This is a genomic window from Pseudomonas sp. UME65, assembly GCF_014170225.1.
GTDB classification, from domain to species: Bacteria; Pseudomonadota; Gammaproteobacteria; order Pseudomonadales; family Pseudomonadaceae; genus Aquipseudomonas; species Aquipseudomonas protegens.
Window position 1 is genome coordinate 597,636 of the sequence record NZ_LZZQ01000010.1, and the last position, 21,682, is coordinate 619,317.

Sequence of the window (21,682 nt, forward strand, 5' to 3'; positions counted from 1 at the left end):
ACCTGTTTTCACGTCTTCAGGCCGCTCAAGCCTGAAGTGACACACCGGGAGGTGCCCAGATGAGCGATACCGATCAGAACGACCAGGAAATCCGTCCAGCCGGCGAAAAACTGCAGAAAGTCCTCGCCCGCATCGGCGTCGGCTCGCGCCGCGATGTCGAGTCCTGGATCAGCCAGGGCCGGATCAAGGTCAACGGCAAAGAGGCCACCCTGGGCCTGCGCGTCGACCTGCATGACGCCATTTCCATCGATGGCAAGGTGATCAAGCGCGAAGAGGCCGCCGAATCGGTGCGCCGCGTGATCATGTACAACAAGCCCGACGGCGAGATCTGCACCCGCGACGACCCGGAAGGCCGCCCGACCGTGTTCGACAAGCTGCCGCGTCCGCGCGAAGGCCGCTGGATCAACATTGGCCGCCTGGACATCAACACCACCGGTCTTTTGATGTTCACCACCGACGGTGAGCTGGCCAACCGCCTGATGCACCCTTCCTACGAGATGGACCGTGAGTACGCGGTGCGTGTGCGTGGCGAGGTCGACGACGAGATGATCGAGCGCCTCAAGGCCGGCGTCATGCTCGAAGACGGCCCGGCCAAGTTCACCGACATTCAGCAGGCGCCCGGTGGCGAAGGTTTCAACCACTGGTACCACTGCGTGGTGATGGAAGGTCGCAACCGTGAAGTGCGCCGCTTGTGGGAATCCCAGGGCCTGGTGGTCAGCCGCCTGAAGCGCGTGCGCTTCGGTCCGGTGTTCCTGAACTCCGACCTGCCCATGGGCCGCTGGCGCGAAATGAGCCAGTACGAAGTCGATGTGCTCAGCGCCGAAGTCGGCCTGACGCCGGTGGCCATGCCGCAGCTCAATGCCAAGTCCAAGGACAAGCTGGAGCGCATGCAGCGCAAATCCTCGCGTCCGGTGGGCAAGAGCGAGCGCGTGCGCACCCTGCGTCCGGCCAATGGCAGCGCTGCCACCCCGCGTGTTTCCCGCGAGCCGCAGATCGAAGGCGAGCGTCCTGGCCGCAAGCCGGCTGCCCGTCCGGATGGCGAGCGTGGCTCCCGTGCTCCGCGTCCGGCTACTGGCCGCGGCACTCCGGTGGCCGAACGCCCGGCGGACACCAAGCGTCCGGCCAAGCCGGCGCCCAAGTCCAAGCGCCCAAGCCTGGTGCTGGACAAGGACGCACCTTCCGGCAAGCGCCGTGGCGCCCCGGCCGGTTCCGGCCAGCGTCCCGGTTTTGGTCGCCGCAAGCCGGAGTGATTCCCGGCCTGCCGACAAAAACGCCAACCTCCGGGTTGGCGTTTTTTTTTGCCTGCAACTGCGCAGGAGCCGGCTTGCCGGCGAACCGGGCCGCCCGGCTTGCGCAGGCTGATAGCGGCCTTCGCTTGCCAGCTCCTACGCTAGAAGGCGAACTGGCCGTCGAACACAGGCTTGTTATCCACCGCCAGCACTCCGGAACTGAAGATCAGGTCCAGGTGATGGCTGCCTTTGGCGCCGCCCCCCAGGCCCAGGTGCAGGCCGCAATGGCGCTCTTCGAAGCCGGAGTTGCGCCCGTAGAGGGACCTGATGCCCTCGTTGGTGCCGATTCCCAGTTCCTCTATGCGCCGGTTGGACGGGTTGGCATCCAGGTACTTGTTGAAGTCATTGGCCAGCCCTGGCACCTCGGTGGCCACCCGGCTGATGCTGGAGTTCTCGATCCACAGTTCCAGCGGTGCTTTCAGTACCCCGTACTTGCGGGCGAAAGGGATGGTGCTGAGGAAGGTGCCGAGAAACTTCACGTGGCCGTTGATGGCATCGCTGTGGGTGGCGATTTCCCCCGGTGCCAGGTCGTAGTTGCCGACGCCGTTGATGTCGGTCCATTTCTTCACGCTGTTCAAGGGCGCTTCGAAATATGAGCCCTGAAGGTCGCTGAAGCTCAGGGTGGTGGCCTGGGACAGGCGGCGGATCAGAGTGGCGTTGAGGTCGGCAATGCGTTGCGGCTCGACGCTGAAGGTGTCGTAGAAGTACTCGCCGTAATCCTTGAACAGCAGGGATTTCTTCCAGTGCTCGGCCATCAGCCCATGCAGTGGCCGCAGGAACTCCGGGCCGTCGGGGCGTGGCTGGGGCAGGGTCGAGGAGTCGTAGAAGAAGATGTACAGGTCACAGTCGATGATGGCCTGGGCAAGGGTCGCCGCCGGCTCCTGGTCCAGGCGCAGGGCGCTGACTGTCAGTGGGGTGGCCTGGCGCGACTGTTCGAGGATGGCGCTGACCATGGCCTGGTACTCGGCGGTGTGGCCGATCACCACCCTGGAGGGCTGGGCGCCGCTCAAGGCCGGATGCCGCTCGAGGTAGTACAGGAAATGGCGGATGGCGCGGGTCTGGTCCATAAAACCTCCCTGGAGGACAAAGGTGACCGGCGCAGGCACCAGGCCTGCACCGGTCCGGGCGCCTTACATCGGCCACATGGCAGTGCCGAATGGCACCACCGCGTCGGCCTGCATCATTTCCACTGCTGCTTCATGGGTGGCGGCTTCGAACCAGTCGTCCAGTTGCAGTTCGGTTTCCAGGTCTTGTTCCAGTGCTTGCATGGTGTCTCTCCTAGATACAGTGCGTGTAAGCAGTCCATTGGCGGAGCAGTTGAACAGCGGAGAACGGGAAGGTTGCTGGGCCGCTCATCCACTCCCGGAACTTGTCGGCTGGCTGAGCCGGCAAGTGGCTGGAAACCTAGTCCAGGGCATTTTGAAGTGCAAAAAAATAATTAGATTATTTTCTGCTGAACTTTATTTTCTATTTTTAGGTGAAATATTTATTCCCAGAAAACAAAAAGCTAAGGCTTTTCCGCTTGTCGGGCGGCGTGGGTGTCAATTTGCAGTCGGTTCGCCAGTTGATCTGGTTTGGCAATTTATCGTTACGCCTCGTAAAGAAAAAATTACGAAATGCGCCGTGATCCGCCCGTAATCCGCGGCGATGGATGTGCTGTAAGGAAAAGCTGCCGGCAGTTGTTCGGGAAAGCCACCGCCGAGGCTCTAGCCCGCTTGTTCCGGGGCGCCAAGGCAGGTGAGATGCACACCTGCCTGCGTACAGGTGCATAACAAGAAGGAGGCGCAATGAACGCCGTAACCGACTTTCACCCACACCCTTCGATGGGCGATGGCCTTCGCTCATTCATCGACGACCCCACTCGGTCCGTCCACTTTCGCGCCGCCGATGCCGAGCATCGGGCTGGCCCCGCAGGATTCCGGTTACCGGCACGCTGATAAAGCGGTGTCTGGCGGCAGGGAGTCAGGGGTGTACAATGCGCGGCGTTTTAACTGTGACCCAACTGCGTACCCGCGCATTTTGCGCCTGAAACGTGCTTTCCAGACCGCTTGCGAGGCGCTGAAGAGCTCGCTGCAAGGCCAATAAACTCAAGGTTATCCACCTTGTTCACTCCGCCGCGTCACGAGCGTGGTGGGTTCGATTTCGTCACAGATAAAAACAAACAGGTGACGCATGACCGTTAAAAGAACGCTGAACTTCTGGTGCCTGCGCTGGGGTTTGATCCGCGCCGCTTAAGCCTTTACCGGGCGGCAACGTCTGACACACATTACCTTGCGTGAGAGCCTTTTCATGAGTGGACAAAACTCGCATTCGGGCGAGCTGAAACGCGGCCTGAAGAATCGCCATATTCAACTGATCGCCCTGGGCGGCGCGATTGGTACCGGTTTGTTCCTGGGGTCGGCCGGGGTGCTCAAGTCCGCCGGCCCGTCGATGATCCTCGGTTATGCCATCTGCGGTTTCATCGCTTTCATGATCATGCGCCAGCTCGGCGAGATGATCGTCGAGGAGCCGGTGGCCGGCTCCTTCAGCCACTTTGCCCATAAATACTGGGGCGGCTTTGCCGGTTTCCTCTCGGGCTGGAACTGCTGGATCCTCTATATCCTGGTGGGCATGTCGGAGCTGACCGCGGTCGGCAAGTATGTGCACTACTGGTGGCCGGACGTCCCGACCTGGGCCTCGGCAGCCGTGTTCTTCGTCATGATCAACGCCATCAACCTGGCCAACGTCAAGGTCTTCGGCGAGGCCGAGTTCTGGTTCGCCATCATCAAGGTGGTCGCCATCGTCGGCATGATCGCCCTGGGCAGCTACCTGCTGGTCAGCGGCCACGGCGGCCCGCAGGCCTCGGTGAGCAACCTGTGGTCCCACGGCGGCTTCTTCCCCAATGGGGTCAGCGGCCTGGTGATGGCCATGGCAATCATCATGTTCTCCTTCGGCGGCCTGGAAATGCTCGGTTTCACTGCAGCGGAAGCCGACAAGCCGAAGACCGTGATCCCCAAGGCGATCAATCAGGTGATCTATCGCATCCTGATTTTCTACATCGGCGCCCTGGTGGTGCTGCTGTCGCTGACGCCGTGGGACACCCTGCTGGTGACCCTGAACGCTTCCGGCGATGCCTACAGCGGCAGCCCGTTCGTCCAGGTGTTCTCGATGCTGGGCAGCAACACCGCGGCGCACATCCTCAACTTCGTGGTCCTGACCGCGGCGCTGTCGGTGTACAACAGCGGCACCTATTGCAACAGCCGCATGCTCCTGGGCATGGCCGAGCAGGGCGATGCGCCCAAGGCCCTGGCCAAGATCGACAAGCGCGGCGTGCCGGTGATGTCGATCCTCGCTTCGGCGCTGGTGACCTTCGTCGCCGTGGTGCTCAACTACCTGATTCCGCAGCACGCCCTGGAGCTGCTGATGTCCCTGGTGGTGGCGACCCTGGTGATCAACTGGGCGATGATCAGCTACTCGCACTTCAAGTTCCGCCAGCACATGGAGCGTACCGGCCAGACCTCGCTGTTCAAGGCGCTGTGGTACCCCTACGGCAACTACGTCTGCCTGGCGTTCGTGGTGTTCATCCTGGGCATCATGCTGATGATTCCGGGCATCCAGATCTCGGTGTACGCGATCCCGGTGTGGGTGGTGTTCATGTGGGTCTGCTACTGCATCAAGAACAAGCGCAGTGCCCAGCACGCGCTGCAGGCAGCCAGTGCTTCGCTGAAGTAAGCGCGGCCCTGGCAACGACTAACCCGGCTCCGGCCGGGTTTTTCATGGCCGTGATTTTTGTCGGGGGCTGAGATCGCTTTCGCCGGCAAGCCGGCTCCTACGGTGTGCCTGCCCGCTGTAGGGGGCTGGCTTGCCAGCGAAGAGACCCGCAAGAGCGTGGGGAATGGGGGTATCCTATGCGCCCTGAAGACGGATTCCTGTTCCATGCTGGTGATTTCCAACAACGTGCATCTGCCGGATGCCGAGATCGAGCTGACCGCCATCCGTGCCCAGGGCGCCGGTGGGCAGAACGTCAACAAGGTGTCCAGCGCGGTGCACCTGCGCTTCGACATTCCGGCTTCGTCCCTGCCTCCGTTCTACAAGGAGCGCCTGCTGGCGTTGCGCGACAGCCGCATCACCAGTGACGGCGTGATCATTCTCAAGGCCCAGCAGTACCGCACCCAGGAGCAGAACCGCGCCGATGCCCTGGAGCGCCTCACCGAGCTGATTCTCAGCGCCATCAAGGTGGAGAAGAAGCGCCGCCCGACCAAGCCGACCCTGGGTTCGAAGAAGCGCCGCCTGGAGACCAAGGCCAAGCGCGGCAGCATCAAGGCCGGGCGCGGCAAAGTGGACTTCTAGCGCGCCTCGCGTTCCTGGCGCAGCTTGGGCGCCTGGTGGTACAGGTACAGGCTCAGCACCAGGCCGGTGCAGGCAGCGATGGCGGCGAACAGGAAGATCGAGGCAAAGCCGAAACCAGCAGCAATCGCCCCCGCCAGCGGGCCGGTGATGCCCAGCGACAGGTCGATGAACAGCGAGTAGGCCCCCACTGCCGCGCCGCGGCTGGAGGCTGGCACCAGGTTCACCGCTTCCACCCCCAGGGCCGGGAATACCAGGGAGAAGCCAAAGCCGCTCAGGGCTGCGCCGGCCAGGGCCCAATTGGCATCCGGGGCCAGCCACAGCAGCAACAGGCCGAGGGTTTCCACCGACAGGCAGGCAATCGCCACGCGAAAGCCGCCGAGGCGGTTGATCAGGTTGCCGAACAGCAGTCGCGCGCCGATGAAGCTGGCGCCGAACAGGCTCAGGCACAGTACCGCGTTGTCCCAGTGTCGGGTGGCGTAGTACAGGGTGATGAAGGTGGCGATGGTGCCAAAGCCGATGGAGCCCAGGGCCAGGCCGCAGCCGTGGGGAAACACCTTGCCCAGCACGTGGATGAACGGCAAGCGCTCGCCGGCAACGATCGGCGCGGCGAGTTTCGGCCAGGCCAGCAGCAGGCCGAGCAGCGCCAGCAGGATGATGCTCGCTCCCATGCTCCACAGCCCCAGCCGGCTTACCAGCCACACCCCCAGCGGCGCGCCAATGGCCAGGGCGCCGTAGCTGGCGATGCCGTTCCAGGAAATCACCTTGGCGGTATTCTGCGCCCCGACCCGGCCGATGCCCCAGCCGATGGAACCCGAGCCCACCAGGCTTTCCGCGCTGCCCAGGACCAGGCGGCCGATCAGCAGGCTGATCAGGCTCAGGGTCGGCAGGTTGTGCAGCCAGGCCGAAAGCAGCATGAACACCCCGCTCAAGCCGCAGCCGGCCAGGCCGTACATCACCGCGCGCTTGCTGCCCAGATTGTCGATGATGCGCCCGGCATAGGGCCGGCTGAGCAGGGTGGCCAGGTATTGCACGCTGATCACCAGGCCGGCGATCACCGCGCCAAAGCCCAGCTCGCTGTGCACGTAGCCCGGCAATACTGCCAGCGGAATGCCGATATTCAGGTAGCCGATAAAGGTGAACAGGACGATGGAGACGACGTGCAGCGTGACCGTCAAGGGGCGCTGGGTATCTGGCATGGGGATCGGACCACTGCGACAGCTCAATAGATAGGCTGCTTATGATACCGATGTGCAGGGAGGGGTTGTGGGGGAAATCGACGTGTTGTTCAGGTTTTTACCTGGCCGGAGTCGGTTCAGGCGTCATTGTTGCCCAGCAACCGGGTGGTGACCAGGGCGGCCAGGGCATTTTCCTGGGTGCCGAAGCGGGCCAGCAGAGCGGCCTGTTTTTCTTCGCTGAGGCGATTCCACACGTCGATCATCTGTTCGGCAGTGCCGATCAGCACGCTGGCTTGGGTTTCGCTGAAGGATTCGGTCATGGTGCGGCGGGGCTCGGGAGGAGGGTTTCAGGCGGTGTGGAAAGCGCTTGAGTAGCGCTTTCCACACGGTCTGGTTACAGCTTTCAGTCTTCGCTGTCGGCCTTGCGGCTGTCGGCGGCTTCTTGCACTACAGGCTTGTCGGCACTGGCTTGTGGCGGAGTTGTCTGCTCAGTTTCGTGCAGGCTTGGGAAGGGGAGATTCGGGATCTCATGCATGTCGTTGCTCCTCGCAAAGTCTGTTTTTTAAATCGCTGGGTAGATCCGCGCTTTTAAAAAGCCTGGGCAGGATACAGCAGTACAAATGACAGAAAGATTTTTATTTCCCCTCGGTCGAGGGTTATTCGTCAGGTTCTGGGTGCTTTGGCCGCGCATGAAACGGCATGTGCGGGCCGGCGATGGCGGCCCGGTACAGCGCCGCATAAGGCGTTGCAACGGGCCTGTTGCCTAGGGTTGTGGCGGGTTGACGATGATCTTGCCGATCATCTGTGGGTGCAACACACAGAAGTACTGGTAGGTGCCGGGGGTATCGAACTGGTATGAAAAACTGTCGTTGGTGTCCAGTGCAGCGGAACGGAACAGCTTGTGGGTCTCGGTCACCGTGTGCGGTATCTGGTCGTCATTGACCCAGGTGACCCGGGTGCCCGCGGTGATTTGCACATCCTGGGGGTTGTACATGAACGCGCGGATATCGATCTTCACCTCCTGGGCCCAGGCCGGCGTCGCCAGGCAACCCAGAAGCAGCAGCGTGAGCAATGTCTTCATCGCACGAGGACCTCAGACCAGAGTGGAGTCGAGCAGGGCCAGGGGGTGCTCGCCCTGGATTGCGCGAACATCGGTGATGCCCAGGTAATTGCGCAACTGGTCGGCAGCCACGGTCATCGGCCCGGGGTTGGCCGCGGCACCGGGGGCTGGTTGCGGGTAGGCCGTGCCGCGAGCGGTGTGGAAGGTGATGTTGCCCTCGACTTTCTGGATGACCTGGTGGATATGACCGTTGAGGACAGTCACCGAGCCGAAGCGGCGCAGCAGGGCGATGGCCTGGTCGCCGTCCTCCGTGCCCCAGCCCCAGGGCTGATAGATGGTCCACAGCGGGATATGGGTGAAGACTACGATCGGCGTGCTGCTGGCCACTGCCCGCAGGTCGTCCGCCAGCCAGGTCAGTTGCTCGGCGCCCAGGGTGGCCTCATGGCCGGGTTGCAGGTTGAAGACATTCACCAGGGCAATGAAGTGCACACCCTGCTGGTCGAAGCTGTACCAGCCGTTCCCGCGGGTGCCCTTGCCATAGCGCTGCAGGTAAAGCTGGCCGCCGCCTTCATCCAGGGTGTCATGCTCGCCCGGCACATAGTGCACTGTGGAGGGCAGGCCCTTGAGCAACTGGGCGGCGGTGTCGAACTCTTCGGCCCGGGACAGGTGGGTGATGTCCCCGGTATGGAGGATCAGTGCGGGCCGTCTGGGTAGGGCAATGACCTTGTCGATGGCCACTTGCAGGGTCTTCACCGGTTCCGGGTTGGCTTCCTTGTTGAAGCCGATATGCGAGTCGCTGATCTGTACGAAGTGAAAGCTGCTGTTCAGTGCGGTGGGGTCGCTTGGCTGGCCTGCCTGGTCCAGGGCAAAGGCCCGCGGGATCCCTCCGCTCAAGGCCCAGATGACGCCGGCGCCGGCCCAGGCCGAGCACTTGAGCAAAGTGCGTCGGTCGGGGTTCTGCGGGCTGTCGGTGGCTCGGGTGTGCGATGTGGCATGGGTATCCATGGTGCGCCCTCGGTAGCGGTCTACAGTGATGGGTCTCACATCTGTAAAACCGTGCGGTGCGGGGCTTTATTCCAGGAAAGAAGTTTTTTATTTCGGGAATAAAACGCCGGCTTTCACCGTTATAGGGTGCAAAGGAGACGGAGCCACCATGACGCGATTCGAGGAACTGTTCCTGCCGCATCTGAATGCGGCCTATAACCTCGCGCGTTGGCTGACTGATAACGACAGCGCGGCCCAGGACGTGGTTCAGGAAAGCGCGTTTCGCGCAGTGAAGTTCCTCCATCGTTTCGACGGCAGCAACGCCAAGGCCTGGTTCCTGACCATAGTGCGCAACGAAAGCTACAACTGGCTCAAGGCATCGGCACGCCAGGGCGCGGTGGCTTTCGACGAGACCTGTGGCGAAGACGATCCGGCCCTGGCCGATGGACGAACACCGGAGTGGCAACTGATCCAGGGGCAGGAGGTGGAGCAGTTGCAGCAGGCGCTCCTGGCTCTGGCTCCGGTGTTTCGTGAGGTGATAGTGCTCAAGGAGTTGGAAGATATGCCCTACAAGGACATTGCGAAGATCGTTGATATCCCCCTGGGAACGGTCATGTCGCGTCTTGCCAGGGCACGTTCCATGCTCCGGCTGCAACTGCAGAAGTCCCGGCCATGATCAACGATATCGACTGCAAGACCTGTAGGGCGTGGCTGCATGGCTACCTAGACAACGAGTTGGAAACCAATGCCGCTGCCGAGGTGGCCGAGCACCTACGCCACTGTGCCGAATGTGCTCGGGAATATGCCGACGCCCGGCGTCTGGTGGCACAGCTCAAGGCTCACATGTCCTATCACCAGGCACCGGTAGGCTTGGCCCAGCGTCTGCTGGCCAGCATCGACGCACCTGCCTCGCCTCCTGCGGGGTTGTTCCAGCGCTGGCTGGGAGGTGGCGGCTGGCGCTGGCTGGCCCCGGGATTTTCGAGCCTGGCGCTGGCCCTGGCCCTGGTGTTCTACCTGGCAGCGCCCTCTGTCGAGCGGCCATGGCTGGATGAGGCAGTGTCCAGTCATGTGCGTTCGCTGATGGTTGATCACTTGAATGACGTGGTGTCCTCGGACCGGCACACGGTCAAGCCCTGGTTCACCGGCAAGCTGGATTTTGCCCCGCCGGTCTTCGACTTCAGTCAGCAGGGCTATCCGCTGCTGGGCGGGCGCCTGGACTACCTGCAGCAGCAAAGTGCGGCGGCCCTGATCTATGGTCATGGGCGGCACTTGATCAACCTGTTCATCCTGCCCACGGCGGATGCCGATGCAGCAGCGCAAAACCTATCCTTGCGCGGCTATAACCTGGTGGCATGGCGGCGCAATCACCTGCGCTTCATCCTGGTGTCCGACCTGGAGCAGAGCGAGTTGGCGGCGTTGGGGCAGTTGATTCAGAAAGATCTTTGAGGCGGGGCGTTGTTGCGAGGGTGGGGCCAGGGCTTGCGAACTGGGGCAGCTAGCCCAGCCTCGGCACCGCAGTGCAGAGGCTGGGCTTGCCGGTAGGGGAGGGATCAGCCCTTGCAGACGCTGGCGATGGCGCTAGCCAGCAAGTCCAGGCGCGTGGCGTCGATTCCGGCCACGTTGGCGCGGCCGGAGCTGACCATGTACACGCTGTGGTGGTCACGCAGTTCCTGGACCTGGGCAGGGCTCAGGCCGGTGTAGGAGAACATTCCCCGTTGCACGCCGATATGGGCGAAGCGCTCGGCCAGGCCATGGGGTTGCAAGGCTTCCACCAGGCCGGCGCGCAGTTGCGCGATCCGCAGGCGCATGGCTTCCACTTCGTCGGCCCAGAGGCTTTTCAGCTCCGGATCGCCGAGGATGGTGGCGACCACCGCCGCGCCGTGATCCGGTGGCGTGGACCACAGGTTACGGGCGATATGGGCCAGTTGGCTGCGCACATCGAGCAGTTTCTCGGCGTCCTGGGTGCAGACGATCAAAGCGCCGGTCCGGTCGCGGTACAGGCCGAAGTTCTTCGAGCAGGAGCTGGTGATCAGCACTTCCGGCAGTTCGGCGGCGAACAGCCGCACGGCCCAGGCATCCTGCTCCAGGCCGTCGCCGAAGCCCTGGTAGGCGAAGTCGATCAGCGGCAGCAGCTTGCGGCTGCGTACCACGTCCAGCACCCGTTGCCAGTCGGCGTGGCCGAGGTCGAAGCCGGTGGGGTTGTGGCAGCAGGCGTGCAGCAGCACCACGTCGCCCTCGGGCACCTGGTTCAGGGTCGCCAGCATGGCCTCGACGTCCAGGCGGTTGTCGCTGCCCACATAGGGGTAGTGACTGACCTTGACCCCGGCCGCGGTAAAGATGGTCTCGTGGATCGGCCAGGTCGGGTTGCTCAGCCACACGCCACGGCCCGGCAGGCAGTGGGCGATGAAGTCGGCACTCAGGCGCAGGGCGCCAGTGCCGCCCGGGGTTTGCGTGGCGCCGGCACGCTGGGTGGCGATCAGTTTCGAATCGCTGCCCAGTACCAGTTCATTGATCACCTTGCCGAAGGCCGCGTCGCCATGGCCGCCGATGTAGATCTTGGTGTCCTGGCTGTCCACCAGGCGCTGTTCGGCCAGCTTCACCGAGCGCGGGATCGGCGTCAGGCCCTGGGAGTCCTTGTAGACCCCCACGCCGAGGTCGAACTTGCGCGGGTTGGGATCGTTGGCGTAGGCCCCCATCAGGCCGAGAATCGGGTCGCCGGGAACCCGGCCGATGGCGTCGAAGTGCATTACTTGCGTCCTTCTGCGGTCTTGGCCACTTCATCGGTGCGGGCTGCCATGATGAAGTCGTTGCGGTGCAGGCCCTTGATCGAGTGGCTCCACCAGGTCACGGTCACCTTGCCCCACTCGGTGAGCAGGCCCGGGTGGTGGCCTTCGGCCTCGGAGATCTCGCCCATGGCGTTGGTGAAGGCCAGGGCAAATTTGAAGTTCTTGAACAGGAAGACTTTTTCCAGCTGCATCACGCCATCGCGAACTTCGATGTTCCAGTCAGGGATCTGCTTGATCAGTACCGGCAGTTCTTCGTCGCTGACTTGAGGAGCATCGGCACGGCAGGCTTCGCAATGGGCTTGGTTCAGAGCGGTCATGGTGGGTTCCCAGGATTCAATTCTTGTTGGAAGTTACTATCTTTCGCAGCGGCTCGCGAGTGCGGGCCGCTCAGGCCGCCTTGGGTTTTGGCGGAAACTTGGGGGCGTGCAGGCCCAGCTGCATGCCTTGGTGGACCAGGGCCATGATGTCTTCGTGGGCCAGGTCGAACAGGCGCTTGAGGTTGGGCAGGGTGAAATAGATCGGCTGCAGGATGTCGATGCGATACGGCGTGCGCATGGCTTCCAGCGGGTCGAAGGCCTGGTGTTCCGGTTCTTCGGACAGGCTGTACACGGTCTCCTTGGGCGAGGACAGGATGCCGCCGCCGTAGATGCGCCGCCCGGCCGGGGTGTCCACCAGGCCGAACTCGATGGTCATCCAGTACAGGCGCGCCAGGTACACCCGCTCTTCCTTGGTGGCTTGCAGGCCGAGCTTGCCGTAGGTGTGGGTGAATTCGGCGAACCAGGGGTTGGTCAGCAGCGGGCAGTGGCCAAAGATCTCGTGGAAGATGTCCGGCTCTTGCAGGTAGTCGAGTTCTTCGCGGGTGCGAATGAAGGTCGCCACGGGAAAGCGCTTGCTGGCCAGCAGTTCGAAGAAGGTCTGGAAGGGGATCAGCGCCGGTACCCGGGCCACTTGCCAGCCGGTGGTTTCACCCAGGACCTTGTTGATTTCACCCAGTTGCGGAATACGGTCGTGGGGCAAGCCGAGCTTGTCGATGCCGTCCAGGTATTCCTGGCACGCACGACCCTCGATCACTTTCAACTGGCGTGTGATCAGGGTGTTCCACACCGCGTGCTCTTCGGGTGGATAGTCGATAAAACCTTGCGCGTCGGGCTCGCGGGCCACGTACTGCGTCTGCTTCATGCTGCTCTCCTGCCAGGGGATGCGTTCTTGTTATGTGTGACTCCAGTGATACCTGAGGGTGCGACGCTTTGCAGCAGGTGGCCGGTGCGGGTAGAGGGCTGTCGTGCACCCATTTGTAAAGTAAACGTTACGAATCTGGCGGGGTCTCCACCCTGTGGTGGGTTTTCAGGTTTGAAAAAGCGCTTTGCTGTCACATAATCTTGACGATTATCTGCGCCATCCTGCAGAAAGTTTGTAAAGCCCGATGCCATAAGCGTCGGTTTTCGGCGCTTATGCCTTTCACTGTCAGTCCCAGGGCCTTCCTTCTATGCGTATCAAAGTTCACTGCCAGAATCGCATCGGCATCCTGCGCGACATTCTCAACCTGCTGGTGGAATACGGGATCAACGTGGCCCGTGGCGAGGTGGGGGGCGAGCATGGCAATGCCATCTATCTGCACTGCCCGAACCTGATCAACCTGCAATTCCAGGCGCTGCGCCCCAAGTTCGAGTCCATCGCCGGGGTGTTTGGCGTCAAGCGAGTCGGGTTGATGCCTAGCGAGCGCCGGCACATGGAGCTCAATGCGCTGTTGGGGGCCCTGGAGTTCCCGGTGCTGTCCATCGACATGGGCGGCTCCATCGTGGCGGCGAACCGGGCCGCAGCGCAGTTGCTGGGGGTGCGGGTGGACGAGGTGCCGGGCATTCCCCTGTCGCGCTACGCCGAAGACTTCGACTTGCCGGAACTGGTGCGGGCCAACCAGTCGCGGATCAACGGGTTGCGGGTCAAGGTCAGGGGTGATGTGTTCCTGGCGGACATCGCGCCGCTGCAATCGGAACATGACGACAGCGAAGCCATGGCCGGCGCGGTATTGACCTTGCACCGGGCGGATCGCGTTGGCGAGCGCATCTACAACGTGCGCAAGCAGGAGCTGCGGGGCTTCGACAGCATCTTCCAGAGTTCGAAAGTCATGGCGGCGGTGGTGCGTGAGGCGCGGCGCATGGCGCCGCTGGATGCGCCGCTTTTGATCGAGGGCGAGACCGGGACCGGCAAGGAGCTGCTGGCCCGTGCCTGTCACCTGGCCAGCCCGCGCGGGCAGTCGCCGCTGATGGCCCTGAACTGCGCCGGGTTGCCGGAGTCCATGGCCGAGACCGAGCTGTTCGGCTACGGCCCCGGCGCCTTCGAGGGGGCTCGGGCAGAGGGCAAGCTGGGGCTGCTGGAGCTGACCGCCGGTGGCACCCTGTTTCTCGACGGGGTAGGGGAGATGAGCCCGCGCTTGCAGGTCAAGCTGCTGCGCTTCCTGCAGGATGGCTGCTTCCGCCGGGTCGGCAGCGATGAAGAGGTGTACCTGGATGTGCGGGTGATCTGCGCGACCCAGGTGGATCTTTCCGAGTTGTGCGCCAGGGGCGAGTTCCGTCAGGACCTCTATCACCGGTTGAATGTGCTGTCCCTGCACATTCCGCCATTGCGCGAATGCCTCGACGGCCTGACCCCCCTGGTGGAGCACTTTCTCGACCAGGCCAGCCGGCAGATCGGTTGCCCGTTGCCGCGTCTGGCGCCGGCGGCCATGGAACGCCTCAGTCACTACCACTGGCCGGGCAATGTGCGGCAACTGGAGAACGTGCTGTTTCAGGCGGTTTCCCTGTGCGATGGCGGTACGGTCAAGACCGAGCACATCCGGCTGCCGGACTATGGTGCGCGCCAGCCGCTTGGCGATTTCTCCCTGGAGGGTGGCCTGGAACAGATTGTCGGGCGCTTTGAAAAGGCCGTGCTCGAGAGTCTGTACGCCGAGCACCCCAGTAGCCGTCAGCTGGGCAAGCGGCTGGGGGTTTCCCACACCACCATCGCCAACAAACTGCGCGAATACGAGGTCGGCAGGAATGCCGGCGACAATCCCTAGGCTTGTATCCGGGCCGTTACTTGCCGGTAGCGGCATAAGACCGCCGTTTTTCCGTCTTCTGCCAGCGCTGTTTTTTCCTCTGTAATCAGGCAAAGCCTTGCCCCGCCTGGGGATCACCACTGCGTGAAAAAGTTGGTGCGCTTATTGCTTATGGCTTCGCAGTACAGCGGTGGGCGGCAAACGTCCGGCAGACAGAGGAAAGACTGTGGACAAGTACCTTTATGTGGCAATGACCGGCGCCAGCCAGAATGCACTGGCGCAAAAGGCTCATGCCAACAATCTGGCGAACATCTCTACCAATGGTTTTCAGCGCGACCTGGAGCAGGCCCGTGCGATGCCGGTATTTGGTGACAGCTTTCCGGCGCGCGCCTTTGCCATGAGCGAGCGCCCGGCAACGGATTTCAGTGCCGGCTCGATGGTGGAGACCGGTCGTGACCTGGACGTGGCCGTCAGCGGCAACGGCTGGATCGCCGTGCAGAGCCCCGACGGCAGCGAAAGCTATGTGCGTACCGGCAGTTTGAATGTCGACGCCCTGGGTGTGCTGCGCGCCGGCAACGGCATGCCGGTGATGGGCAATGGCGGCCCGATCGCCGTGCCACCCGAGCAGAAGATCGAAGTTGGCCAGGACGGCACCATCAGTATCCGTGCCATGGGCGAGGGCCCGCGAGTCATGGCCGAGGTCGACCGCATCAAGCTGGTCAACCCGGACATCAAGAACCTCACCAAAGGCCTGGACGGCTCGATCAAGACCAAGGACGGCCAGCCGGCACCCGCCGATGCCAATGTCCAGGTGGTCTCGGGCTTCCTGGAGTCGAGCAACGTCAACGCCGTTGAAGAGATGACCGCGGTGCTGGCCCTGTCCCGGCAGTTCGAATTGCACGTGAAGATGATGAACAGCGCCAAAGAAGACGACCAGGCCATGGCTCGGGTCTTGCAGATCAGCTAATTACCAGTATCTAGCGCCGTAAAACAGGCGCGAGAGGAGAAATCAATGCTTCCGGCTCTATGGGTTGCCAAAACCGGTCTGTCCGCCCAGGACACCAACCTGACCGTCATTTCCAACAACCTGGCGAACGTCTCGACCACGGGCTTCAAACGTGATCGCGCCGAGTTCCAGGACCTGCTGTACCAGATCAAGCGTCAGCCGGGGGCCCAGTCCACCCAGGACAGCGAGCTGCCAACCGGCCTGCAGGTCGGTACCGGTGTGCGCATTGTCGGCACCCAGAAGAACTTCACCGCCGGCAGCCTACAGACCACCGAGCAACCTCTGGACCTGGCCATCAACGGACGCGGTTTCTTCCAGATCCTGCAGCCCGATGGCACCACGGCCTACACCCGTGACGGTACTTTCCACCTGAACTCCGACGGCCAGATCGTCACCGCCAGCGGTTTTGCCCTGGAGCCTGCGGTTGTCGTGCCCAACGATGCGCAGACCTTCACCGTAGGCCAGGACGGCACCGTGTCCATCACCATTGCCGGCAACCCGGCTTCCCAGGTGATCGGCAACCTGCAAACCGCCGACTTCATCAACCCGGCAGGCCTGCAGGCCCAGGGCAACAACCTGTTCCTGGAAACCGCCGCCAGTGGCGCGCCGCAGATCGGTACCCCGGGCCTCAACGGTTTCGGCACCACGCTGCAGAACACCCTGGAAGCCTCCAACGTCAGCACCGTTGAGGAGATGGTCAATATGATCACCACTCAGCGCGCTTACGAGATGAACTCCAAGGTGATCTCCACCGCGGACCAGATGCTCTCGTTCATTACGCAGAAGCTGTAATCAAGTCTTGAGGTCGCCACGGGTCTGAAGTGGCGCGCCGGCAACATCGTGAGGAAGGGTCATGAATCGGTTTATTTGTGTTCTAGCGCTGAGTGGGAGTGCCGTGCTCGCGGGCTGTGTCGCCCCGCCGCCCAAGCCCAATGACCCTTACTACGCGCCGGTGCTGCCGCGTACACCGCTGCCTTCCGCGTCCAACAACGGTTCGATCTACCAGGCCGGCTTCGAGCAGAACCTGTACAGCGACCGCAAGGCGTTCCGGGTCGGTGACATCATCACCATCACCCTGAACGAGCGGACCAACGCCAGCAAGGGTGCCAACTCGGCGCTGACCAAGACCAGTTCCAACAGCATTGGCCTGACCTCGCTGTTCGGTGCCGTGCCCAACACCAACAACCCGCTGGGCGACGGCGACCTGACCCTGAATGCCGGCTACAGCGGCAATCGCGCCACCAAGGGCGACAGCAAGGCGGCCCAGAGCAATAGCCTGACCGGTTCGATCACCGTGACCGTGGCCGACGTACTGCCCAACGGCATCATCGCGGTGCGCGGCGAGAAGTGGATGACTCTCAACACCGGCGATGAGCTGGTGCGGATTGCAGGCCTGGTACGGGCGGACGACATCGCCACCGACAACACCGTGTCCTCGACCCGGGTCGCGGATGCACGCATTACCTATTCGGGCACCGGCTCGTTTGCCGATGCCAACCAGCCTGGCTGGTTCGACCGTTTCTTCCTCAGCCCGCTGTTCCCTTTCTAGGTGATGAAAAGACTCATGCTCAATTTCAAGCACCTGATGGCGGCGGCGTTGTTGCTGTCCACTTCCCTTGGCGTCCAGGCCGAGCGGTTGAAGGACATCGCCAGCATTTCCGGCGTGCGTTCCAACCAATTGATCGGCTATGGCCTGGTGGTCGGGCTTAACGGTACCGGCGACCAGACTACCCAGACGCCTTTCACCTTGCAGACCTTCAACAACATGCTGTCGCAGTTCGGCATCAAGGTGCCGGCCGGCTCCGGCAACGTGCAGTTGAAGAACGTCGCGGCGGTGTCGGTGAGTGCCGATCTGCCGGCGTTCGCCAAGCCGGGCCAGCAGGTGGATATCACCGTGTCCTCCATTGGTAACTCCAAGAGCCTGCGCGGCGGCACCTTGCTGCTGACGCCGCTCAAGGGTATCGACGGCAATGTCTACGCCATCGCCCAGGGCAACCTGGTGGTGGGTGGTTTCGATGCCGAAGGACGCGACGGTTCGAAGATCACCGTCAACGTACCGTCGGCCGGGCGGATTCCTGGTGGCGCCTCGGTCGAGCGTGCCGTGCCCAGTGGTTTCAACCAGGGCAACAGCCTGACCCTGAACCTCAACCGTTCGGATTTCACCACCGCCAAGCGCATCGTCGACAAGATCAACGACATGCTCGGCCCAGGCGTGGCCCAAGCCATCGACGGTGGCTCGATCCGGGTGACCGCGCCCCTGGACCCAAGCCAGCGTGTGGACTACCTGTCGATCCTGGAGAACCTGGAGATCGATCCGGGGCAGGCGGTGGCCAAGGTCATCATCAACTCCCGTACCGGCACCATCGTCATTGGCCAGAACGTCAAGGTCTCGCCGGCGGCGGTGACCCACGGCAGCCTGACCGTGACCATTACCGAAGACCCGATCGTCAGCCAGCCCGGCCCTCTGTCCAATGGCCAGACCGCGGTGGTGCCCCGCTCGCGGGTCAATGCTCAGCAGGAAGCCAAGCCGATGTTCAAGTTCGGCCCGGGCACCACTCTGGATGAGATCGTCCGGGCGGTGAACCAGGTGGGCGCGGCGCCAGGCGACTTGATGGCCATCCTCGAAGCCTTGAAACAGGCCGGCGCCTTGCAGGCCGACCTGATCGTGATTTGAGGTGAGCGCCATGGATATTCGTAAGAGCGGACTGATTGGCAGCGGCGACTCCGGGTCTTACTCCGACCTCAACCGCCTGCAGCAACTGAAGGTCGGCGACAAGGACGGCGAAGCCAACGTGCGCAAAGTGGCGCAGGAGTTCGAGTCGCTGTTTCTCAATGAAATGCTCAAGTCCATGCGCAAGGCCACTGACGTCATAGGCCAGGACAACCCGCTCAATACCCCGGCCGCCAAGCAGTACCAGGACATGTATGACCAGCAGTTGGCGGTGTCCCTGTCTCGCGAGGGTGGCGGTATCGGCCTGGCCAATGTGCTGATGCGCCAGATGATGAAGAACAAGCCGGCTCATCCGAATGCGGCCACCACGACTTTGCCGGCCGCGGCGCCGGTGGCGACTCCGACGCCGATCGCTGCCGGTACCACGGCCCAGGATGGTCCGTTGAGCCGGGTCAACGGCCAGCGCCCGATGTGGGCTTCGCGGGCCCACGATCCTTTGCGCACGAGTGTGGCGCATAACGACATGGTGCTGCTCAACCAGCGTCGTCTGTCCCTGCCCAGCAAGCTCACCGATCGCCTGTTGACCGGCATCGTGCCGTCGGCCGGTGCCGTCGAGGGCGGCGCACAGAACGCCGCGCCGACCCGCAACAGCCCGGCCGCCGATGCCGTGCTGCGGGGCGAGTGGCGGGTCAATCAGGGCTACGCCGCATCCCAGGGCAAGATGCGGGTCTATGGCCGGGCCATGGCCCAGCCGCCGCTGGCACCGGCCAAGCGTGCCTTCAGTTCCGCCGACGACTTCGTCGCCACCATGCTGCCGATGGCGCAGCAGGCGGCCCAGCGTATCGGGATCGATCCGCGCTACCTGGTGGCCCAGGCCGCCCTGGAAACCGGCTGGGGCAAATCGGTGATGCGCCAGCAGGATGGCAGCAGCAGCCACAACCTGTTCGGCATCAAGGCCGGCAGCAGTTGGCAGGGTGCACAGGCCCGGGCGATCACCAGCGAGTTCCGCAACGGGCAGATGGTCAAGGAGACGGCGGCGTTCCGTTCCTACGATTCCTATCAGGACAGCTTCCACGATCTGGTGACCTTGTTGCAGAGCAACAATCGCTATCAAGAAGTGCTGAAGGTGGCCGATAAACCAGAACAGTTTGTTCGCGAGTTGCAAAAAGCCGGGTATGCAACGGACCCGGATTACGCAAGCAAGATTTCGCAGATAGCCAAGCAGATGAAGAATTACCAGAACTACGCTGCGGCTGGCGTTTCCACGAATTTATAAGGTCTGAATCATGAGTTTGCTCAATATCGGGATGTCGGGGCTGGCCGCCAGCCAAACGTCGTTGATGACCACGGGTAACAACATTGCCAACGCCGACACCGCCGGGTACTCGCGTCAGCAGACCGTGCAGGGCACCAAGGCCTCCAGCCAGAATGGCAACGTCTTCATCGGCACCGGCACCACCCTGGCGGACGTGCGCCGGGTCTATAACAGCTTCCTCGATGCCCAGTTGCGCACCGCCACCTCGCTCAACAGCGATGCCGCGGCGTTCCAGGGGCAGATCAGTCCGATCGACCAATTGCTGTCGGACAGCGGCACCGGCATGACCGGCGCCCTGACCAAGTTCTTCGCCTCGGTGCAGAACCTCAACGCCAAGCCTACCGACGAGGCTTCCCGGCAGTTGCTGCTCAGCGACACCCAGGCCCTGAGCAACCGTTTCAACTCGGTATCCAGCCAGCTCAACCAGCAGAACACCAATATCAACGGCAACCTGGCGAACATGGCGGACCAGGTCAACAAGCTGGCCAACACCGTGGCCCAGCTCAACCAGAAGATTTCCGAGCTGTCGACCAACGGCAACGGCATGCCCAACGATCTGCTCGATGCGCGTAATGAAACCGTGCGCCAGCTTTCGACCTTCATCGGCGTGCAGGTCTCGGAGCGTGGCTCCAGCGTCGACCTGTACCTGGGCAGCGGCCAGCCGCTGGTCATGGGTAACTCGGCCAATACCCTGGAAGTGGTGCAGGGCAAGAACGACCCGAGCCGCTCCGCGCTGCAGTTGAACCGGGGCTCGAGCAGCATCGACATCACCAACCTCACCACCGGTGGCGAGATCGGCGGCCTGCTGCGCTACCGCAGCGAAGTGCTGGATCCGGCGATGAACGAGCTGGGCCGCGTAGCCCTCGTGGTCGCCGACCAGATGAACAGCCTGATGGCTCAGGGCATCGACAAGAACGGTGATTTCGGCGGCAACCTGTTCAACGACATCAACAGCGCCCGGATGATCAGCCAGCGCAGCATTGGCAGTGCCACCAACAGCGCAGGCTCGGGCAACTTCGATGTCACCATCAAGGACACCGGCAAGCTGAGCACCAGCGACTACACCGTGACCTTCAGCAGTGCCACCGACTACAGCGTCAAGCGCTCCGATGGCACCGACATGGGTAGCTTCAGCACCACCACCAGCCCGGCACCGGTGATCGATGGCTTCTCGCTGAAACTCAATGGTACGGTCGGTGCCGGTGACAGCTTCAAGATCACCCCGACCCGCAATGCCGCTACCACCATCCAGACCGAAATGACCGACCCCAAGCGCCTGGCCCTCGCGGCTCCGCTGAAGGCCGAGCTGGCTGCCGGGCTCAAGAGCTCCCTGAGCATTTCCGCACAGCCTTCCTTGAGCGTGCCGATCGACAACTACGACGCCGCAGCCAAGCTTGAGATGCAGACCGCAATCAAGAATTCGGGTCCGGTCAAAGTGGTGTTCAATGCGCCGGCAGGCGGCAGCCAGAGCTACGACTATTTCGATGCCAAGGGCAACAAGATGGGCAGCGGCTCCATCGTTCCCGGGCAGACCAACACCCTCAACCTGCAGATCAACATGCTGGATGCCAGCGGTGCGCCGATCACCGACGGCGGCACGCCACCGGTGACCAAGACGTTCGGCGTGCAGATGACCGTGGCCGGCGCTCCCGCTGCCGGCGACAGCATGAACATCTCGGTGAACGGCGCCGGCTCTTCGGACAACCGCAACGGCCTGGCGCTGGCCGGTTTGCAGAGCAAGCAGACAGTCGATACAGGTTCTGCCAGCAAAGGCATCACCCTGGTGGATGCCTACGGCAAGCTGATCGAGAACGTCGGCGCCAAGGCCAGTCAGGGCAGCCTCGACAGCGCCGCTACCGGCACCATCCTGGCTAACGCCAAGGGCGCCCGGGACTCGCTGTCCGGGGTCAACCTGGATGATGAGACCGGCAACCTGGTCAAGTTCCAGCAGTACTACACAGCGTCGTCGCAGATCATCAAGGCTGCGCAGGAAACCTTCAGCACGCTGATCAACAGCCTTTAAGGAGTCGTAG

At 62.7% G+C, this 21,682-nt stretch carries 23 protein-coding genes; 13 read left to right on the plus strand and 10 right to left on the minus strand.

The genetic code is table 11. The features are described 5' to 3' along the window. The first annotated feature begins 59 nt into the window (after positions 1-59). A complete protein-coding gene (gene rluB, locus A9971_RS10510; RefSeq protein WP_041116636.1) occupies positions 60-1,250 on the plus strand; it encodes a 23S rRNA pseudouridine(2605) synthase RluB in 1,191 nt (396 codons plus the stop codon). A gap of 140 nt (positions 1,251-1,390) precedes the next feature. Here rluB and A9971_RS10515 read toward each other — a convergent pair whose 3' ends face one another. Both A9971_RS10515 and A9971_RS10520 read right to left on the minus strand, forming a co-directional pair. Beyond that, complete coding sequence (locus tag A9971_RS10515) at positions 1,391-2,356, minus strand: hypothetical protein (RefSeq protein WP_015634612.1); 966 nt, start codon at positions 2,354-2,356, stop codon at positions 1,391-1,393. A gap of 63 nt (positions 2,357-2,419) precedes the next feature. Beyond that, positions 2,420-2,557, minus strand: a complete 138-nt coding sequence (locus tag A9971_RS10520; RefSeq protein WP_011059941.1) for a hypothetical protein — start codon at positions 2,555-2,557, stop codon at positions 2,420-2,422. 49 nt (positions 2,558-2,606) lie between these two features. On the opposite strand from A9971_RS10520, the gene A9971_RS10525 reads away from it, so the two are divergent. From A9971_RS10525 to arfB, 3 genes are all read left to right on the plus strand, one after another. After that, complete coding sequence (locus A9971_RS10525; RefSeq protein ID WP_183000566.1) at positions 2,607-2,927, plus strand: hypothetical protein; 321 nt, start codon at positions 2,607-2,609, stop codon at positions 2,925-2,927. Positions 2,928-3,578: 651 nt separating this feature from the next. Then, positions 3,579-5,000, plus strand: a complete 1,422-nt coding sequence (locus tag A9971_RS10530; RefSeq protein WP_011059942.1) for an amino acid permease — start codon at positions 3,579-3,581, stop codon at positions 4,998-5,000. Positions 5,001-5,204: 204 nt separating this feature from the next. Continuing rightward, entirely contained in the window at positions 5,205-5,618 is a 414-nt protein-coding gene (arfB, locus tag A9971_RS10535; protein WP_011059943.1) for an alternative ribosome rescue aminoacyl-tRNA hydrolase ArfB, read from the plus strand. On the opposite strand, the gene A9971_RS10540 is transcribed toward arfB, so the two are convergent. From A9971_RS10540 to A9971_RS10555, 5 genes are all read right to left on the minus strand, one after another. Next, the gene (locus tag A9971_RS10540; protein ID WP_011059944.1) at positions 5,615-6,814 is read right to left on the minus strand and encodes an MFS transporter; all 1,200 of its coding nucleotides are present in this window, start codon (positions 6,812-6,814) and stop codon (positions 5,615-5,617) included. The genes arfB and A9971_RS10540 overlap by 4 nt on opposite strands. Positions 6,815-6,930: 116 nt before the next feature. Continuing rightward, the gene (locus tag A9971_RS10545; RefSeq protein WP_011059945.1) at positions 6,931-7,113 is read right to left on the minus strand and encodes a hypothetical protein; all 183 of its coding nucleotides are present in this window, start codon (positions 7,111-7,113) and stop codon (positions 6,931-6,933) included. Positions 7,114-7,196: 83 nt separating this feature from the next. Further along, positions 7,197-7,328 carry a hypothetical protein gene (locus A9971_RS32900; RefSeq protein ID WP_015634613.1) on the minus strand — a complete coding sequence of 44 codons (132 nt, stop codon included), beginning with the start codon at positions 7,326-7,328 and terminating at the stop codon, positions 7,197-7,199. 228 nt (positions 7,329-7,556) lie between these two features. Beyond that, entirely contained in the window at positions 7,557-7,874 is a 318-nt protein-coding gene (locus A9971_RS10550; RefSeq protein ID WP_047284470.1) for a cupredoxin family copper-binding protein, read from the minus strand. Between the two features lie 12 nt (positions 7,875-7,886). Beyond that, entirely contained in the window at positions 7,887-8,858 is a 972-nt protein-coding gene (locus A9971_RS10555; RefSeq protein WP_183000567.1) for a metallophosphoesterase, read from the minus strand. 148 nt (positions 8,859-9,006) lie between these two features. On the opposite strand from A9971_RS10555, the gene A9971_RS10560 reads away from it, so the two are divergent. Next, the gene (locus A9971_RS10560; RefSeq protein WP_065363353.1) at positions 9,007-9,513 is read left to right on the plus strand and encodes a sigma-70 family RNA polymerase sigma factor; all 507 of its coding nucleotides are present in this window, start codon (positions 9,007-9,009) and stop codon (positions 9,511-9,513) included. Further along, positions 9,513-10,283 carry an anti-sigma factor gene (locus tag A9971_RS10565; protein ID WP_183000598.1) on the plus strand — a complete coding sequence of 257 codons (771 nt, stop codon included), beginning with the start codon at positions 9,513-9,515 and terminating at the stop codon, positions 10,281-10,283. Before A9971_RS10560 ends, A9971_RS10565 begins: the two co-directional genes overlap by 1 nt. Positions 10,284-10,387: 104 nt before the next feature. Here the strand turns inward: A9971_RS10565 and A9971_RS10570 are convergent, their stop codons facing one another. The 3 genes from A9971_RS10570 to phhA form a co-directional block, all read right to left on the minus strand. Further along, positions 10,388-11,584 (minus strand): amino acid aminotransferase, encoded by a 1,197-nt coding sequence (locus tag A9971_RS10570; RefSeq protein ID WP_183000568.1) that lies wholly within the window; start codon positions 11,582-11,584, stop codon positions 10,388-10,390. Beyond that, positions 11,584-11,940: a 4a-hydroxytetrahydrobiopterin dehydratase gene (locus A9971_RS10575; protein WP_007930096.1), complete on the minus strand. Its 357-nt coding sequence runs from the start codon at positions 11,938-11,940 to the stop codon at positions 11,584-11,586. The genes A9971_RS10570 and A9971_RS10575 overlap by 1 nt, the downstream gene beginning before the upstream one ends. Before the next feature lie 70 nt (positions 11,941-12,010). Further along, positions 12,011-12,802 (minus strand): phenylalanine 4-monooxygenase, encoded by a 792-nt coding sequence (gene phhA, locus A9971_RS10580; protein WP_011059947.1) that lies wholly within the window; start codon positions 12,800-12,802, stop codon positions 12,011-12,013. Positions 12,803-13,109: 307 nt separating this feature from the next. Here phhA and A9971_RS10585 point away from each other — a divergent pair, with 307 nt between their 5' ends. From A9971_RS10585 to flgK, 7 genes are all read left to right on the plus strand, one after another. After that, the gene (locus A9971_RS10585) at positions 13,110-14,678 is read left to right on the plus strand and encodes a sigma-54-dependent phenylalanine hydroxylase transcriptional regulator PhhR (RefSeq protein WP_015634615.1); all 1,569 of its coding nucleotides are present in this window, start codon (positions 13,110-13,112) and stop codon (positions 14,676-14,678) included. Positions 14,679-14,883: 205 nt separating this feature from the next. Continuing rightward, the gene (flgF, locus tag A9971_RS10590; RefSeq protein WP_015634616.1) at positions 14,884-15,624 is read left to right on the plus strand and encodes a flagellar basal-body rod protein FlgF; all 741 of its coding nucleotides are present in this window, start codon (positions 14,884-14,886) and stop codon (positions 15,622-15,624) included. Positions 15,625-15,669: 45 nt separating this feature from the next. Next, positions 15,670-16,455, plus strand: coding sequence for a flagellar basal-body rod protein FlgG (gene flgG, locus A9971_RS10595; protein WP_011059950.1), 786 nt, complete (start codon positions 15,670-15,672; stop codon positions 16,453-16,455). Positions 16,456-16,516: 61 nt separating this feature from the next. Further along, a complete protein-coding gene (gene flgH, locus A9971_RS10600) occupies positions 16,517-17,212 on the plus strand; it encodes a flagellar basal body L-ring protein FlgH (RefSeq protein ID WP_011059951.1) in 696 nt (231 codons plus the stop codon). Positions 17,213-17,227: 15 nt separating this feature from the next. Further along, positions 17,228-18,337 (plus strand): flagellar basal body P-ring protein FlgI, encoded by a 1,110-nt coding sequence (locus tag A9971_RS10605; protein WP_011059952.1) that lies wholly within the window; start codon positions 17,228-17,230, stop codon positions 18,335-18,337. A 10-nt stretch (positions 18,338-18,347) separates the two neighbouring features. Continuing rightward, positions 18,348-19,610 carry a flagellar assembly peptidoglycan hydrolase FlgJ gene (gene flgJ, locus A9971_RS10610; protein ID WP_011059953.1) on the plus strand — a complete coding sequence of 421 codons (1,263 nt, stop codon included), beginning with the start codon at positions 18,348-18,350 and terminating at the stop codon, positions 19,608-19,610. A gap of 10 nt (positions 19,611-19,620) precedes the next feature. Then, entirely contained in the window at positions 19,621-21,672 is a 2,052-nt protein-coding gene (flgK, locus tag A9971_RS10615) for a flagellar hook-associated protein FlgK (RefSeq protein WP_011059954.1), read from the plus strand. Positions 21,673-21,682: the final 10 nt, after the last annotated feature.

Bases quoted from the DNA above. Each gene is read 5' to 3' on its own strand.
- A9971_RS10560 (WP_065363353.1), top strand. From the start codon at position 9,007: ATGACGCGATTCGAGGAACTGTTCCTGCCGCATCTGAATGCGGCCTAT.
- flgK (WP_011059954.1), top strand. From the start codon at position 19,621: ATGAGTTTGCTCAATATCGGGATGTCGGGGCTGGCCGCCAGCCAAACG.
- A9971_RS10555 (WP_183000567.1), bottom strand. From the start codon at position 8,858: ATGGATACCCATGCCACATCGCACACCCGAGCCACCGACAGCCCGCAG.
- A9971_RS10585 (WP_015634615.1), top strand. From the start codon at position 13,110: ATGCGTATCAAAGTTCACTGCCAGAATCGCATCGGCATCCTGCGCGAC.
- flgH (WP_011059951.1), top strand. From the start codon at position 16,517: ATGAATCGGTTTATTTGTGTTCTAGCGCTGAGTGGGAGTGCCGTGCTC.
- A9971_RS10520 (WP_011059941.1), bottom strand. From the start codon at position 2,557: ATGCAAGCACTGGAACAAGACCTGGAAACCGAACTGCAACTGGACGAC.
- phhA (WP_011059947.1), bottom strand. From the start codon at position 12,802: ATGAAGCAGACGCAGTACGTGGCCCGCGAGCCCGACGCGCAAGGTTTT.
- A9971_RS10550 (WP_047284470.1), bottom strand. From the start codon at position 7,874: ATGAAGACATTGCTCACGCTGCTGCTTCTGGGTTGCCTGGCGACGCCG.
- A9971_RS10570 (WP_183000568.1), bottom strand. From the start codon at position 11,584: ATGCACTTCGACGCCATCGGCCGGGTTCCCGGCGACCCGATTCTCGGC.
- flgJ (WP_011059953.1), top strand. From the start codon at position 18,348: ATGGATATTCGTAAGAGCGGACTGATTGGCAGCGGCGACTCCGGGTCT.
- rluB (WP_041116636.1), top strand. From the start codon at position 60: ATGAGCGATACCGATCAGAACGACCAGGAAATCCGTCCAGCCGGCGAA.
- A9971_RS10515 (WP_015634612.1), bottom strand. From the start codon at position 2,356: ATGGACCAGACCCGCGCCATCCGCCATTTCCTGTACTACCTCGAGCGG.
- A9971_RS10575 (WP_007930096.1), bottom strand. From the start codon at position 11,940: ATGACCGCTCTGAACCAAGCCCATTGCGAAGCCTGCCGTGCCGATGCT.
- A9971_RS10530 (WP_011059942.1), top strand. From the start codon at position 3,579: ATGAGTGGACAAAACTCGCATTCGGGCGAGCTGAAACGCGGCCTGAAG.
- A9971_RS10540 (WP_011059944.1), bottom strand. From the start codon at position 6,814: ATGCCAGATACCCAGCGCCCCTTGACGGTCACGCTGCACGTCGTCTCC.
- A9971_RS32900 (WP_015634613.1), bottom strand. From the start codon at position 7,328: ATGCATGAGATCCCGAATCTCCCCTTCCCAAGCCTGCACGAAACTGAG.
- A9971_RS10545 (WP_011059945.1), bottom strand. From the start codon at position 7,113: ATGACCGAATCCTTCAGCGAAACCCAAGCCAGCGTGCTGATCGGCACT.
- arfB (WP_011059943.1), top strand. From the start codon at position 5,205: ATGCTGGTGATTTCCAACAACGTGCATCTGCCGGATGCCGAGATCGAG.
- A9971_RS10605 (WP_011059952.1), top strand. From the start codon at position 17,228: ATGCTCAATTTCAAGCACCTGATGGCGGCGGCGTTGTTGCTGTCCACT.
- flgG (WP_011059950.1), top strand. From the start codon at position 15,670: ATGCTTCCGGCTCTATGGGTTGCCAAAACCGGTCTGTCCGCCCAGGAC.